Source organism: Pseudonocardia alni (assembly GCF_002813375.1).
GTDB classification, from domain to species: domain Bacteria; phylum Actinomycetota; class Actinomycetes; order Mycobacteriales; family Pseudonocardiaceae; genus Pseudonocardia; species Pseudonocardia alni.
Window position 1 is genome coordinate 4,910,373 of record NZ_PHUJ01000003.1, and the last position, 14,332, is coordinate 4,924,704.

General features: G+C 73.8%; 12 protein-coding genes. 7 read left to right on the forward strand and 5 right to left on the reverse strand.

Translation table 11 applies throughout. The annotated features are described in order from the left end of the window. Window positions 1-92: 92 nt before the first annotated feature. Together ATL51_RS24180 and ATL51_RS24185 are read left to right on the forward strand one after the other, a co-directional pair. The gene (locus ATL51_RS24180; protein ID WP_100880025.1) at window positions 93-986 is read left to right on the forward strand and encodes a dioxygenase family protein; all 894 of its coding nucleotides are present in this window, start codon (window positions 93-95) and stop codon (window positions 984-986) included. 117 nt (window positions 987-1,103) lie between these two features. Then, window positions 1,104-2,351 (forward strand): winged helix-turn-helix domain-containing protein, encoded by a 1,248-nt coding sequence (locus ATL51_RS24185; RefSeq protein WP_100880916.1) that lies wholly within the window; start codon window positions 1,104-1,106, stop codon window positions 2,349-2,351. A gap of 4 nt (window positions 2,352-2,355) precedes the next feature. Here ATL51_RS24185 and ATL51_RS24190 read toward each other — a convergent pair whose 3' ends face one another. The 3 genes from ATL51_RS24190 to ATL51_RS24200 form a co-directional block, all read right to left on the reverse strand. Then, entirely contained in the window at window positions 2,356-2,799 is a 444-nt protein-coding gene (locus ATL51_RS24190) for a nitroreductase family deazaflavin-dependent oxidoreductase (RefSeq protein ID WP_100880026.1), read from the reverse strand. 66 nt (window positions 2,800-2,865) lie between these two features. Beyond that, window positions 2,866-4,068 (reverse strand): DUF4097 family beta strand repeat-containing protein, encoded by a 1,203-nt coding sequence (locus ATL51_RS24195; RefSeq protein WP_100880027.1) that lies wholly within the window; start codon window positions 4,066-4,068, stop codon window positions 2,866-2,868. After that, window positions 4,065-4,637 carry a toxin-antitoxin system HicB family antitoxin gene (locus ATL51_RS24200; protein WP_073578114.1) on the reverse strand — a complete coding sequence of 191 codons (573 nt, stop codon included), beginning with the start codon at window positions 4,635-4,637 and terminating at the stop codon, window positions 4,065-4,067. Before ATL51_RS24200 ends, ATL51_RS24195 begins: the two co-directional genes overlap by 4 nt. Before the next feature lie 151 nt (window positions 4,638-4,788). On the opposite strand from ATL51_RS24200, the gene thyX reads away from it, so the two are divergent. Then, on the forward strand, window positions 4,789-5,553 hold the full coding sequence (gene thyX / locus ATL51_RS24205) for an FAD-dependent thymidylate synthase (RefSeq protein ID WP_062401161.1): 765 nt from the start codon (window positions 4,789-4,791) through the stop codon (window positions 5,551-5,553). 39 nt (window positions 5,554-5,592) lie between these two features. Here thyX and ATL51_RS24210 read toward each other — a convergent pair whose 3' ends face one another. Next, window positions 5,593-6,336 carry a Crp/Fnr family transcriptional regulator gene (locus tag ATL51_RS24210; RefSeq protein WP_100880028.1) on the reverse strand — a complete coding sequence of 248 codons (744 nt, stop codon included), beginning with the start codon at window positions 6,334-6,336 and terminating at the stop codon, window positions 5,593-5,595. Window positions 6,337-6,526: 190 nt separating this feature from the next. Then, window positions 6,527-7,840 (reverse strand): MFS transporter, encoded by a 1,314-nt coding sequence (locus ATL51_RS24215; RefSeq protein WP_100880029.1) that lies wholly within the window; start codon window positions 7,838-7,840, stop codon window positions 6,527-6,529. A gap of 166 nt (window positions 7,841-8,006) precedes the next feature. Here ATL51_RS24215 and ATL51_RS24220 point away from each other — a divergent pair, with 166 nt between their 5' ends. From ATL51_RS24220 to ATL51_RS24235, 4 genes are all read left to right on the forward strand, one after another. Further along, window positions 8,007-8,633, forward strand: coding sequence for a TIGR03085 family metal-binding protein (locus ATL51_RS24220; protein WP_062401167.1), 627 nt, complete (start codon window positions 8,007-8,009; stop codon window positions 8,631-8,633). 38 nt (window positions 8,634-8,671) lie between these two features. Next, on the forward strand, window positions 8,672-9,703 hold the full coding sequence (dapA, locus tag ATL51_RS24225) for a 4-hydroxy-tetrahydrodipicolinate synthase (protein WP_100880030.1): 1,032 nt from the start codon (window positions 8,672-8,674) through the stop codon (window positions 9,701-9,703). Between the two features lie 146 nt (window positions 9,704-9,849). Continuing rightward, the gene (locus ATL51_RS24230) at window positions 9,850-11,538 is read left to right on the forward strand and encodes a ribonuclease J (RefSeq protein WP_100880917.1); all 1,689 of its coding nucleotides are present in this window, start codon (window positions 9,850-9,852) and stop codon (window positions 11,536-11,538) included. A gap of 79 nt (window positions 11,539-11,617) precedes the next feature. Next, complete coding sequence (locus ATL51_RS24235; protein WP_100880031.1) at window positions 11,618-14,209, forward strand: FtsK/SpoIIIE family DNA translocase; 2,592 nt, start codon at window positions 11,618-11,620, stop codon at window positions 14,207-14,209. Window positions 14,210-14,332: the final 123 nt, after the last annotated feature.

Below are 14,332 nucleotides of genomic sequence, written 5' to 3' on the forward strand. Positions count from 1 at the left end.
GCGTCCCATGCCCGGTTCCTACCGTCGTCGTCGGTTCCGTACGACAGGTTCCGCACGACAGTTCCGCACGACGACGCACCGGAGGACCCGCCATGCCCCGCTACCAGGGCCGTGATCTGCCCCGCCCCGACGACGAGGTCGTCGACCAGGGCCTCGGGTTCGACCTCGGCACCCTGCTGAGCAGGCGCCGCATGCTGGCAGTGCTCGGCGTCGGCGCCGTCACCGCCGGGCTCGCGGCCTGTGGTACCGCGGCCCCGTCGGCGACGACCGCGACCACGACCGGCGAGATCCCGGACGAGACGGCCGGCCCGTACCCCGGTGACGGCACCAACGGTGCGAACGTGCTGACCGAGTCCGGGGTGGTCCGCAGCGACATCCGGTCGAGCTTCGGCACCGGCTCGGCCACCGCGGCCGGGGTGCCGATGACCCTCGAGCTGACGATCACCGACATGGCCGCCGCGGGCATGGCGGGTGCCGCGGTCTACGTCTGGCACTGCGATCGCGACGGCCGGTACTCCCTGTACTCCGAGGGGCTGGAGGACGAGAACTACCTGCGAGGGGTCCAGGTCGCCGGCAGCGACGGGAAGGTGCGCTTCACCAGCATCTTCCCGGCCTGCTACAAGGGGCGCTGGCCGCACATCCACTTCGAGGTCTACCCCTCCGAGGCCGACATCACCGACGCCGCCGACGCGGTCGCCACCTCGCAGGTCGCCCTGCCGCAGGCCGACTGCGACACCGTCTACGCCACCACGGGATACGAGCAGTCGGTGTCCAACCTGGCCGAGCTGAGCCTGGCGTCCGACAACGTCTTCGGCGACGACGGCGGCGCCCTCCAGCTCGCGACCGTCACCGGCGATCCGGCCACGGGCTACACGGTCGCACTGACCGCCGCCGTCGACCTGTCCACCGAGCCGACCGCGGGTGCCGCCCCGGGCGGGGGCGGGCCGGGCGCCGGCGGCCCCGGCGGCCCACCGCCCGGCAGCTGACCGGCCGGATGTCACCCGGCGCGGTGCCGCGGGTCCGGTGCCGCCCGTGTGGTGCGGCCCGGCCGCCGGTCCGGGCGGTACCGGATCCTGTCGGTGCCCCGTGGCAGCATCCCGGCCGTGCGCACGATCTCAGCCGATGTCGCCCGTCGGACGTTCCTCGCGGCCCAGGGCTTCACCGACCCACGGCCGTCCGGGCCGGTCACCCGGCGCCATCTCGGACGGGTGCTGGACCGGGTGAAGCTGCTGCAGCTCGACTCGGTCAACATCGCGGTGCGCGCGCACTACATGCCGCTGTTCAGCAGGCTCGGTGCCTACCCGACCGCCCTCCTCGACGACGCGGCGTGGTCGCCGGGCGCCCGGCGACCGCGCCTGCTGGCGGAGACCTGGGCGCACGAGGCGAGTCTGGTCCCGGTCCAGGACATGCCGCTGCTCTCGCACGAGGCGTTGCCGCGGCGCTGGTGGAAGCACTACGGCCCGCTGCTGGAGAAGCACCCGGCCCTGGCCGGGGACATCCTCGACGTCGTCGCGGAGTCCGGGCCGCTGGGTGCCGGTGCGATCGAGAAGGCGCTCGCCCCGCACGGACGGGCCGGTGAGGTGCGCCCGCGCCCGCCCGGCGCGACCTGGTGGGAACGCTCGGAGGTCAAGCGGGTCTGCGAGTACCTGTTCGCGACGGGGGAGCTGTCGGTCGGCACCCGTGTCCACTTCGAACGCCACTACGACCTGCCCTCGCGTGTGCTGCCCCCGGAGGTCCTCGCGCAGCCCGTACCGGACCCGGCGGACGCCGCGCGCGAGCTCGTGGCCAGGTCCGCGTCCGCGCTGGGCATCGGTACCGAGACCGACCTGCGCGACTACTACCGGCTCGGCCCGGAGCGCACCCGCACCGCGATCGCCGAGCTGGTCGACGCGGGTGCCCTGGAGCCGGTGAGCGTGCGCGGCTGGGACCGGCCCGCCTACCGGGACCCGGCGGCCCGGGTGCCGCGCGCGGTGACCGGGCGGGCGCTGCTGTGCCCGTTCGACCCGCTGGTGTGGGAGCGGGACCGGACCGAGCGGATCTTCGGGTTCCGCTACCGCATCGAGATCTACGTGCCGGAGCCGAAGCGGGAGTACGGCTACTACGTCTTCCCGTTCCTGCTCGACGGCGAGCTCGTCGGACGGGTCGACCTCAAGGCCGACCGGGCGGCCGGGGTGCTGCGGGTGCCCGGCGCGTTCGCCGAGCCCGGGGCGAGCGCCCCGCGCCCGCGGATCGCGGCCGAGCTGGCCGGGGAGCTCGCGACGATGGCGGGCTGGATCGGGCTCGACGGCGTCGCGGTGGGGGAGCGGGGGGACCTGGCCGCCGAGCTCCGTGCCGAGGTCGCCGCCCGGTGAGGGGTCAGGCGGGATCGAGGCGGAACACGGCGATCGCGTCCAGGTACTCGGCGACCTGCTCCTCGGTGGCGTCGGCCGGCACCGGGAACGCCGACAGCGCCCACGGCACGTCGAGTGCCCGCAGGTAGCCGACGACGACGGCCGCGGCCTCGGCGCGCCCGGGCTCGACCGCGCGGTGCGGCTCGTCGCCCGTGACTGAGCGGATCGCGCACTCCGGCGTCGCCCGCAGGTTGCGCACCCAGTCCCGCCCACCGGTGGGGGAGACCAGGTAGCCGGCGCCACCGTGCCCGACGACACCGATCGGGGTGTCGCGCGGCTCCCCGCTGCGCCGCCCGCGGGTACGCAGCACGCGCAGGGCGTAACCACCGTCGGGGACGGGGGTGGTGGGCATCTGCAGCACCCGGGCGGTCATGGAGGCGTTCGTCGCGGCGATCTCGGTGCGGTCCACGCCGCCGAGCCTACGCCGGTACCTCGCTCGCCGATCATCTCGATGAGCGAGGCACCGGTCGCAGGGTCAGACCGCGACGGCCGACGCCCGGGTCACGAGGACGTCGCCGCTGCCGGTGCGTCCGGACAGCCGCACCGCGGGCGCCGTGGACGGGGTGTCGTGGCGGACGTCGAGCTCGGATCGGGCGCGGCCCGACCCGGTCGACAGGTCCAGCTCGGCGGCCACACCGGAGTGCACCCCGACCCGGACCGACCCCGACCCGGTGCCGAGCCGGACGTCACCGGAGACCGCGTCGGCGACGACGACGTCCCCCGACCCCGAGCGCACCTCGAGGTCCGCGGTGAGCTCGCCGACGCGGACGTCGCCGCTGCCGGTCCGGATGCGCGACGCGCCGCCGAGCGACCCGGCCTCGACGCCGCCGGAGCCGGCACGCAGATGCGCCCGGCCCGAGCACGTGCCGAGGTCGATCGACCCCGACCCGGTGGTGACGTCGGCGTCGCCGTGCACCTGGGCCACCCGGGCCGCGCCGGACCCGGTCCGCACCGCGGCCCAGGACGCCCGGCCGGTCAGCTCGACCGAGGCCGCGCCGGTCCGTACCGCGGGCCGCGACCCGGCGGGCGCGGAGACGGTCACCACGAGCGGCACCGCGCCCAGGGCCGGGTCGTCCGGGCCGCGGACCACCAGGCGTCGCGACGAGACCGACCACTCGATGGTGACGGCGTCGACGGCGTCCGCCGACGGGTCGCCGGTGGCCTCCCAGGGGGCGCCGACGATCGGGTCGAACCCGCGGCCGGACCAGCCCGCCCCGGCCCGGGGCACGCCGGAGCCGCCGGTCATCGAGCTGCCGATCCAGTCGAGCAGCCCGCCGAGGCCGCCGGACCACGGCGCGGTGCTGCGGTCGGCGGTGACCTCCGCGCGGACCTCGTCGGCCCCGTCGACCAGGTCGATCCGGACCCGGCCGGCGCCGGTCGTCACCTCGATCTCGGCGGCGCCGGCGCAGTCGAAACGCTCGCTGCGGGAGGGGGTGTCGGCGGGGCCGGTGCCGCCCGTGGAACCGTGGTCGCCGCCGGAGCCGGCGCCGCCGGTGCCCGCGCTGTCGGTGTCGCCGGTCGGCGCGTGACCGGTGCCGCCGCCGTCGGCGCAGCCCTCCCCGGTGGGGCCGCCGTCCTTCCCGCCGGGGCCGCTGTCGGAGCCGGTGTGGGCGTCGCCGCCGTGCGTGGCGTCACCGCTGCCGTCGTCCGGCCCGGGGCCCGTCCGCTCGTCGCTCATCCCTGCACCCATCCCCTCAGGTTGCGCCCGTCGCGGTGCGGACGGCCGGCGCGTCCCTCCGCGCCGGCCAGTGCCCCCTGCACCGCCTGGGACACCCAGGTGTTGAGCGAGACGCCCTGGGACTGGGCGGCACGCTCGGCCTGGGCCTTGATCTGCTCGACGATGCGCAGGGTGACCCGGCTGATGTCTCCGGCGTCACCGGAGAACGGCGAGCCACCGGAGGCCGGGCCACCGGAGCCGCCGCCGCCGAACGGGAAGCCGCCGAACGGCGAGGTCCCCTCGCTCGCCGGGGCCGGGTCCGGGGTGGCGGAGTGTCCCGGCTCCGGGTCGCCCCCGGACACCGACACGCGCACCTCCCGGCCGTGCAGGCGGACCTCGACCGAGCGGTCGCCGAGCGCGGCGGTCGCCTCCGAGGCCAGGTCGGACAGGGCGTTCATGATCGCGAGCCGAGCGGCGGGCTCGATCGCGGAGCCGAGCAGGGCCGCCGTGCGGCGGGTCTGCTCGTCGCCCGCGGCCGCCGCGGCGGCGAGGTCGTCGCGCAGCTGCGCGACATACGGCGTGAGGTCCATGACACCACTATGGCGTCACGCCTGACATCACGCCACTCGTTCGTGGCGTCGGTGGCGACGTCGCAGCGCACCGGGGGTGCCGCGGCCGCCACCGTCGGTGCGGGCGCGGGGCCCGGCGGGTGCCGGAGACGCCGGTCGTTACCCTCGCGGCATGCCGGAGACCGCGCCGAAGACCGTCCCGCTGACCGTGCAGCTCGTCGCGAAGACCGAGTTCACCCCGCCCGCGGACGTCCCGTGGTCCACCGACGCCGACGGCGGCCAGGCGCTGGCGGAGTTCGCCGGCCGCGCCTGCTACCAGTCGTGGACCAAGCCGAACCCGCGCACCGCGACCAACGCCGGCTACATCGCCCACATCCTCGAGGTCGGGCATCTCTCGGTCCTCGAGCACGGCTCGGTCAGCTTCTACCTGACCGGTATCTCGCGCTCCCTGACCCACGAGCTGATCCGGCACCGGCACTTCTCCTACTCCCAGCTCTCGCAGCGCTACGTCCCCGAGCGTGACGCCGCGATGGTGGAGCCCGACGTCATCGCCCAGGACCCGGAGCTGCACGAGCTGTTCCTGCAGGCCTCGGCCGACGCGCTCGCGTCCTACGAGAAGCTCCTCGAGGGTCTGGAGGCGCGCTTCGCCGACGTGCCGAACGGCACGCTGCGGCGCAAGCAGGCCCGCCAGGCCGCGCGGTCGGTGCTGCCGAACGCCACCGAGACCAAGATCGTCGTCACCGGGAACTACCGGGCGTGGCGGCACTTCATCGCGATGCGCGCCTCCGAGGCCGCCGACGTCGAGATCCGCAACCTCGCCGTCGAGTGCCTGCGCCAGCTGCAGGTCGAGGTGCCGAACGTGTTCGCGGACTTCCAGATCCAGACCCTCGCCGACGGCACCGAGATCGCCTCCAGCCCACTGGTGGCCGAGGGCTGAGCGAGGCTCACCGAGCGGGTACCGGCGCCGAGCACCGGCTCAGGCCAGGACGGCGTGCACCCGTCGTCGCAGGTCCGGTAGGTCCCGCACGACGAACCCGCGTCCCTCCTTCTCCAGCAGGCCCTCCGCGACCAGCCGGGACAGCTCACGGCTGGTCGTGACCCGGGTGAGCCCCACGAGCAGTCCGAGCTCGTCGACGGCGGGGCGGATCGACAGCCGGGCCACCTCGTCGAGCGCGATCTCGCCGTAGGCTTCCACCAGGTGGCCGAGCAGCAGGACGATCCGCTCGCGGGCGGGCAGCCCCTCGATCAGCACGTGCAGCTGCATGACCCGCTGCTTGTAGGCGATCCGGCGGGTGATCTCGAGCAGGAGCTCCGGCTCCTCGCGGGCGGCGCTCAGCAGCGCGTCGCGGGTCACCGAGACGATCTCCGACGGCCGGGTGCAGACCGAGGCGAGGTGGCGCGGCCGTCCGTCGACGCAGGCCGCCTCGCCGAGGCTGGCGCCGGGCTCGGCGTAGGCCAGGGAGCGTTCCGAGCCGTCGGGCCGGTGCAGGTAGATCCGGACCCGCCCGGACACGACGAGGTGGAACCGCGACGACAGCTGGCCCTGGGTGTAGACGTGCTCGCCGCGGGCGTAGTGGCGGGGGCTGCCCAGCTGCGCGATCCGCGAGGTCAGCGACGTCCACGGGGCGGTCAGGAACGGCGAGACCGGGTGGTCGTCGAGATCGGGGGCGGGCAGGGCGCGTACGGAGCCGTCGGGCCGCCGCGCCGCGCCGCTGCTCATGGTCCCGCCTCCCGGCCGTCGCCGATGGTCCGTCCGGACGGTAGCGGGCTGGGGCGCCTGCGGGTAGGCGGGACGGCCCGGACGCCGAGGGGTGCGTCCGGGCCGTCGGGGTCCGGGGGTGCCGGCCGGCGGCCGCCGGCACCGGGTGGGTGCGGTGCGGCCCGCCCGGACGGGCCGCACCGGTGGCCGGTCAGGCGGCCGCGAGCTGTGCGTCCTGCTCGGCGAGGGAGTCCGCGTCGGTCTGCGGCAGGGCCAGCGTGCAGAGCAGGCTGATCAGCGAGACCGCCGAGAGCAGCAGGCCGATGCCGAGGCTGCCCAGCGTCGACGCGGCCAGCGCCGCGGCGAACAGCGGGACCACGCCGCCGCCGAAGACGCCGGCGAGGTTGTAGGCGATCCCGGCGCCGGTGTAGCGGAAGCGGGTCGGGAACAGCTCCGGCAGCTGGGCGCCGATCGGGCCGTAGGCGATGCCGACGACGCCGAGCACCAGCGACAGGCCGAGACCGAACGACCACACCGTGCCGATGTCGATGATCGGGAACGCGACGAGCCCGGCGACGACCGAGGCGATGTTGCCGCCGACGACCATCTTCCGGCGCCCGACCCGGTCGGACAGGATCGCCGAGGCGATCGTCGTCAGCGCGAAGACGATGCCGCCGACGATGCCCATGGCCAGCACCGACGGCCGCGGCAGCTGCAGCTGCTGGGTGCCGTAGCTGGTCAGGTAGGTGACGCCGATGTAGAAGAAGGCGAAGACCGCGGTCGTCGAGCCGGCGCCGAGGAACACCGCGGCCGGACGGCTGGTGAAGACCTCGGTGATCGGGAGCTTCGTCGAGACCGGGCCGCTGTTCTTGAAGCCCGCGGTCTCCTCCAGCGCGAGCCGCACGTAGAGCCCGACGGCCACGAGCAGCACCGACCCGATGAACGGGATGCGCCAGCCCCAGGCCAGGAACGCCTCGTTGCTCATGGTCAGCGCGGTGACCAGGAAGGTCGCCGACGCCAGCGCGAACGCGACCGACGGGCCCAGCTGCGGGAACAGGGCGTACTTGCCCCGCGCCTTGGTCGGCGCGTTCTCCGCGGTCAGCAGCGTGGCACCGGCCCACTCGCCGCCGACGGCGAGGCCCTGCAGGATGCGCAGCACCACGAGCAGGATCGGCGCGAGGACGCCGATCGTGCCGGTGGTGGGCAGCAGGCCGATGGCCAGCGTCGAGAAGCCCATCAGCAGCAGCGTGGTGACCAGCGTGCCCTTGCGGCCGAGCCGGTCGCCGAAGTGGCCGAACAGGACCGACCCGAACGGGCGCGCGACGAACGCGACGCCGAAGGTGGCCAGGGCGAGCGCGGTACCGGCCGCCGCCCCGAGCTCGGGGAAGAAGACCTTGTTGAACACCAGGGCCGCGGCGGTGCCGTAGATGAAGAAGTCGTAGAACTCGATGACCGTGCCGGTCATGCTCGCGAGCGCGATCCGGCGCATCGACCGCGGCGGCTGCGTGGTGGCAGCGTTCGTCACGTGTGTTCTCCCCGTCGAGAAGCGTGTAGTGGGACGGACCGGAGTATCCGGACACGGACAGGTGAGATCTGTATCACCGGCTACAGATGGCCTGCGTTCCGTCAGCCGTTTGTCGACCGTTCGTCGCGCGGTGCGGCCCGGGGCGGGCCGGACTAGGTTGGGGGCGGTGAGCCTCGCCACCGCCGAACGTGCCGCCCTGTGTGCCGAATTCGAACGCTCGGGCCCCGACCGCCCGACGTTGTGCGAGGGGTGGAACGCCCGGGACCTGCTCACCCACCTGCTGGTGCGGGAGCGGCAGCCGTGGAACGCCGCGGGGATCGTGGTGCCCGCCCTGTCGGGCATGACCGACAAGGCGATGGACGGCTACGCGTCCGCGGCCTGGCCGAACATGATCGACGACCTGCGCAAGGGCCCGCCCGCGTGGTCGCCGTTCAAGGTCGGCAAGGTCGACGAGATCGCCAACGGCGCCGAGTTCTTCGTCCACCACGAGGATCTGCGCCGCGGGGAGCCCGGCTGGGAGCCCCGCCCGTCCGACCCGGAGCGCGACGGACAGCTGTGGAACCTGCTGCACACCCAGGCCAAGCTGCTGTTCCGGCGCAGCCCGGTCGGCGTGGTCCTGGCCCGCCCGGAGGGCGCGACCCAGGTCGTCGCGACCGGTTTCGGCGTGGTCACGGTGACCGGCGAGCCCGCCGAGCTCGTGCTGCACGCCTTCGGCCGGGACGCCGCGCGGGTCGAGGTGACCGGTCTGCCCGCCGACGTGGAGGCCTACCGCGGCGCCCCGTCCGGGATGTGACCGGGATCCGTCGGCCCCGGGCGGTACCGTCACCAGTCATGAGCACCGGTCCCGAGCCCGCCCCCGGCGGGCAGCAGCACCCGCCGCGCCGACCGTTCGGCGAGGTGCTGACCGCGATGGTCACGCCGTTCGACGCCGACGGCGAGCTGGACCTGGCGAAGGCCGAGGAGCTGGCGAACCACCTGGTCGATCTCGGTAACGACGGGCTGGTCGTCAACGGCACGACCGGTGAGGGACCGACGACGTCGGACACCGAGAAGTCGGAGCTGATCCGCGCCGTCGTGTCGGCGGTGGGGGACCGGGCGACGATCGTCGCCGGGGCGGGCACCTACGACACCGCGCACTCGATCGAGCTGGCCCGCAGCGCGGAGCGCGCCGGTGCGCACGGACTGCTCGTGGTGACGCCGTACTACTCGCGGCCGCCGCAGGAGGGCCTGCTCGCCCACTTCACCGCCGTCGCCGACGCGGGCGACCTGCCGGTGATGCTCTACGACATCCCGCCGCGCAGCGTGATCGGCATCGATGTCGACACCTTCCAGCGCCTGGCGCAGAACCCGCGCATCGTCGCGGTGAAGGACGCACGCAACGACCTGCGGGTCGGCACCGAGGTGCTCGCCACGACCACGCTGGCCTACTACTCCGGCGACGACCCGGTGAACCTGCCGTGGCTCTCGGTCGGGGCGGTCGGTTTCGTCAGCGTGATCGGCCACGTCGTCGCCGACCGGCTGCGCGCCATGATCGACGCCTACCACGCCGGTGAACACCAGCGGGCCCGTGCGCTGCACTACGCGATGCTCCCGGTGATCCGCGGGATGGGCCGGGTCGGCGGCGCGGTGTTCGCCAAGACGGCACTGCGGCTGCGCGGCATCGACGTCGGCGACACCCGGCTGCCGCTGCCGCCCGCCACCGAGGACCAGGTCGCGGCGATCGCCGGCGACCTCGCCGTCGCCGGGGTGGCGCTGGACCCGCAGGCCCGCCCGAACGCCCCCGCCTACCAGCCCGGCCACGGCGCCCTGGGCGGACGCACCGCAGCCGACGTCGGCGCCGAGGTCGCATACCACCGCACCTGAGCAGGTGCGCCGGCTCCGCACCCGAGCGGGCCCCAGAACACGAACCAGAGAACACGAACCCATGTGAGGCACGAACCCCTGTGAGTCCCCAGCGCAACGACCGACGCAACCGGCCCGGCCGGACGCTCTCCGCGCCGCCGGAGAACATCGAGCGCCCGGAGCTCCCGGACGCCCCGCCACCCGCCCTCGCACGGGGCGGCCTGCGCGTCTACGCGCTCGGCGGCATCGGCGAGGTCGGTCGCAACATGACCGTCTTCGAGTACGAGGGCCGGCTGCTCGTCGTCGACTGCGGCGTGCTGTTCCCGTCCGACTCCGAGCCGGGCATCGACCTGATCCTGCCCGACTTCCGGACCCTCGAGGGCCGCCTCGACGACATCGACGCGCTCGTGCTGACCCATGGCCACGAGGACCACATCGGTGCCGTGCCGTGGCTGCTGCGCATGCGCCCGGACATCCCCGTCGTCGGGTCCCGGTTCACGCTCGCCCTGGTCGCGGCCAAGTGCAAGGAACACCGCCTGACCCCGCACCTGCAGGAGATCAAGGAGGGCGACCGGGTGTCCCACGGCGGGTGGGACTGCGAGTACTTCGCGGTCAACCACTCGATCCCCGACGCCGTCGCCGTCGCGATCCGCACGCCCGCCGGGCTGCTGCTGCACACCGGTGACATCAAGCTCGACCAGCTCCCGCTCGACGGGCGGCTCACCGACCTGGGCGGGTTCTCCCGGCTGGGCGAGGAGGGCGTCGACCTGTTCCTGGTCGACTCCACCAACGCCGAGGTGCCGGGCTTCGTCACCCCCGAGGCCGACATCGGGCCGGTCATCTCCGACCTGGTCCGCCGGGCGCCGTCGCGGATCATCCTGGCCTGCTTCGCCAGCCACGTGCACCGCGTCCAGCAGGTGCTCGACGCCGCGCAGGCGCACGGCCGCAAGGTGTGCCTGACCGGGCGCTCGATGGTCCGCAACATGGGCCTGGCCGACGACCACTCGCTGCTGAACATCCCCGACGGGCTGCTCGTCGACATCGACGAGGCGATGCGCCTGCCCGACGAGAAGCTCGTGCTCGTCTCCACCGGATCGCAGGGTGAGCCGCTCGCCGCGCTGTCCCGGATGGCGCGCGGGGACCACCGCAGCATCACGATCCGCCCGGACGACACGATCATCCTGGCCAGCTCGCTGATCCCGGGCAACGAGACCGCCGTGTTCGGCGTGATCAACGGGCTGACCCGGCTCGGCGCGACAGTCGTGCACCAGGGCAACGCCAAGGTGCACGTCTCCGGGCACGCCCCGGCCGGCGAGCTGCTGTTCCTCTACAACGCGGTGCGCCCGTCGAACGTCATGCCCGTGCACGGGGAGTGGCGCCACCTGCGGGCCAACGCCGCGCTCGCGCGTCGCACGGGGGTACCCGAGGAGTCGGTGGTCATCGCGGAGAACGGCGTGGTCGTGGACCTCGTCGACGGCCGCGCGGCGATCACCGGCCGGGTCGAGGTCGGGCAGGTCTACGTCGACGGGCTGTCGGTCGGTGACGTGGGCGAGACCACTCTCGGTGACCGTATCGCGCTCGGCGAGGGCGGCTTCATCGCGATCAACGTGGCGATCGACCACAAGACCGGCCGTGCGCTGTCGCGTCCGACGCTCTCCGGACGCGGGTTCTCCGACGACCCGAAGGCTCTCGACGCCGCCCAGTCGCTGGTCGAGGACGAGCTGTCCCGGCTGGAGAACGAGGGCGTCACCGACCCGCACCGGATCGCCCAGGGCGTGCGGCGCGTCGTCGGCCGCTGGGTGTCGGACACCTACCGCCGCCGCCCCATGATCGTCCCCACGGTCATCGCCGTCTGAGTGTGTGGAGGGGTCGTCGACCCCTCCACACCCGCGTCGGTCCCCGGTTCGATCACCGAACCGGGCTACCGTGTGTGACATGGCGGGACGCACGGGTACGGGCAGGACCACCACGACTGCGGCCGCGGGCCGCGGCTCGGGGCGGTCCGGCTCGCGCGCGTCCACCGCCCGCAAGCGCCCGTCGGCAGGCCGCAGGCCGCCGGCCCGGCGCCAGGGACCGGACCTGGTCGACCGCGGGATCGACGCGGTCGGCCGGGGCGTGGCGAAGACCGTCCGCGCCTCCGGGCGCGCGGTCGGGCGCACCCGCGAGATCGACCCCGCGCACCGCCGTGACGGCATCGGCTTCGGCATGCTCGTGCTCGCCGTCATCGCCGCCGCCGGGCTGTGGTGGCAGGCGGGCGGCTCGGTCGGCTACTGGTTCACCTTCCTGGTGCAGGCGGTGATGGGCCAGGCCGGCGTCGCGCTGCCGGCGATCCTGCTGGGTATCGGCATCGTGCTGGTCACCACCGAGGGGCACCCGGAGGCCCGGCCGCGGATCGTGACCGGCAGCCTGCTGCTCTCCCTCGGCGTGCTCGGGTTGGTGCACCTGGGTGCCGGAGCACCCGCCGAGCCCGACGCCTGGCGTGCCGCGGGCGGCGCGCTCGGCTACGTCGCGGGGACCCCACTGAAGGCCGGGCTCAGCCTGTGGACGGCCGTACCCGTTCTCGTCCTCCTGACGCTGTACTCGGTCCTGCTGGTCACCGGCATCCCGGTGCGGGAGCTGCCGGATCGTTTCCGCAGGCTCACCGGACAGCTGCCGCCCGAGCAGGACGACGAGGAGGACACCGGTGCGGGCCGCCCGCGCACGGTGGCCGACGCCGTCGCCGAGCGGGACGGGCAGGCCGGGGACGCCGAGGAGGCTCCGAAGAAGCGGCGCCCGGCGCGGCGCAGGCAGGGGGCCGCGGAGGCCGACGCGTTCCGGACGGAGGACGGCGAGCACGCCCCGGCCCCGGTGGACCCGTCGCTGCCCGGCGTCCCGGACGAGGAGGTGCCCGCCGCCGTCCCCGCCGCGGCCGCACCGCCGGCGACGAAGCCGCGCAAGCCCGTCGTCGAGACGCCGCAGGTCGCGGACGAGCCGCTCGAGGGGGAGCAGCTCTCGATGGCGATCCGCGAGCCGCAGTCCGACACCGAGTACATCCTGCCGCCGGCGGACACCCTGGAGGCCGGGCCGCCGCCGAAGTCCCGCAGCTCCGCCAACGACGCGATGATCGAGGCGATCACCGGGGTCCTCGACCAGTTCAACGTCGACGCCCAGGTCACCGGCTTCACCCGTGGCCCGACGGTCACCCGCTACGAGATCGAGCTCGGCCCGGCGGTGAAGGTCGAGAAGATCACCCAGCTGCAGCGCAATCTCGCCTACGCCGTCGCCAACGACAACGTGCGGCTGCTCGCGCCGATCCCCGGCAAGTCCGCGGTCGGCATCGAGGTCCCCAACACCGACCGCGAGATGGTCCGCCTCGGCGACGTGCTGCGCTCGGGCAACGCCCGAGCCGAGCAGCACCCGATGGGGATCGGGCTGGGCAAGGACATCGAGGGCCACTACCTCGTCGCGAACCTGGCGAAGATGCCGCACCTGCTGGTCGCGGGCTCCACCGGTTCCGGTAAGTCCAGCTTCGTCAACTCGATGCTGGTGTCGCTGCTGACGCGGGCCACGCCGGACGAGGTCCGGATGATCCTCATCGACCCGAAGATGGTCGAGCTGACGCCCTACGAGGGCATCCCGCACCTGATCACGCCCATCATCACCCAGCCGAAGAAGGCCGCCGCGGCGCTGGCCTGGCTGGTGGAGGAGATGGAGCAGCGCTATCAGGACATGCAGGCCAACCGGGTCCGCCACGTCGACGACTTCAACCGCAAGGTCCGCACCGGGGAGATCACCGCCCCGCCCGGGTCCGAGCGGGTGTACCGGCCCTACCCGTACATCATGTGCATCGTCGACGAGCTCGCCGACCTCATGATGACCGCGCCGCGCGACGTCGAGGACGCGATCGTCCGGATCACACAGAAGGCGCGTGCGGCCGGGATCCACCTGATCCTGGCGACCCAGCGGCCGTCGGTGGACGTCGTCACCGGTCTGATCAAGACCAACGTCCCGAGCCGGCTGGCGTTCGCGACGTCGTCGCTGACCGACTCGCGGGTCATCCTCGACCAGCCGGGCGCGGAGAAGCTGATCGGCATGGGCGACGCGCTCTACCTGCCGATGGGCGCCGGCAAGCCGGTCCGCATGCAGGGCGCCTTCGTCGACGACGACGAGATCTCCAAGGTCGTCGCGTTCACCAAGGAGCAGGCCGAGCCCAGCTACACCGAGGGCGTCACCGCGCAGAAGGCCGGCGAGAAGAAGGAGATCGACGCCGACATCGGTGACGACCTCGACCTGCTGCTGCAGGCCACCGAGCTGATCGTCAGCTCGCAGTTCGGGTCGACCTCGATGCTGCAGCGCAAGTTGCGGGTCGGGTTCGCGAAGGCGGGCCGGCTGATGGACCTGCTCGAGACCCGCAACATCGTCGGCCCCTCGGAGGGCTCGAAGGCCCGCGACGTGCTGGTCAAGCCGGACGAGCTGGAGGGTGCTCTCCTCCTGATCCGCGGCGGCGGGACCGCCGACGGCGGCGAGATCGCCGACGACGACGAGTGACGCCGCGGGTGACGGCCGCGGGGCGGTGATGATCCCGACACCGTCGGTGATCGACTTTTCGGGCCGACGGGTTAACGGAACGGTCACGTTCGTGCCAGAGTGACCAGGGGTCGCCGGCCGGCG

Coding starts and splice junctions, on each gene's coding strand:
- ATL51_RS24200 (WP_073578114.1), bottom strand. CDS start 4,637: ATGGACCTCACGCCGTATGTCGCGCAGCTGCGCGACGACCTCGCCGCC.
- ATL51_RS24210 (WP_100880028.1), bottom strand. CDS start 6,336: ATGAGCAGCGGCGCGGCGCGGCGGCCCGACGGCTCCGTACGCGCCCTG.
- ATL51_RS24195 (WP_100880027.1), bottom strand. CDS start 4,068: ATGAGCGACGAGCGGACGGGCCCCGGGCCGGACGACGGCAGCGGTGAC.
- thyX (WP_062401161.1), top strand. CDS start 4,789: ATGCCGGAGACCGCGCCGAAGACCGTCCCGCTGACCGTGCAGCTCGTC.
- ATL51_RS24180 (WP_100880025.1), top strand. CDS start 93: ATGCCCCGCTACCAGGGCCGTGATCTGCCCCGCCCCGACGACGAGGTC.
- ATL51_RS24235 (WP_100880031.1), top strand. CDS start 11,618: ATGGCGGGACGCACGGGTACGGGCAGGACCACCACGACTGCGGCCGCG.
- dapA (WP_100880030.1), top strand. CDS start 8,672: ATGAGCACCGGTCCCGAGCCCGCCCCCGGCGGGCAGCAGCACCCGCCG.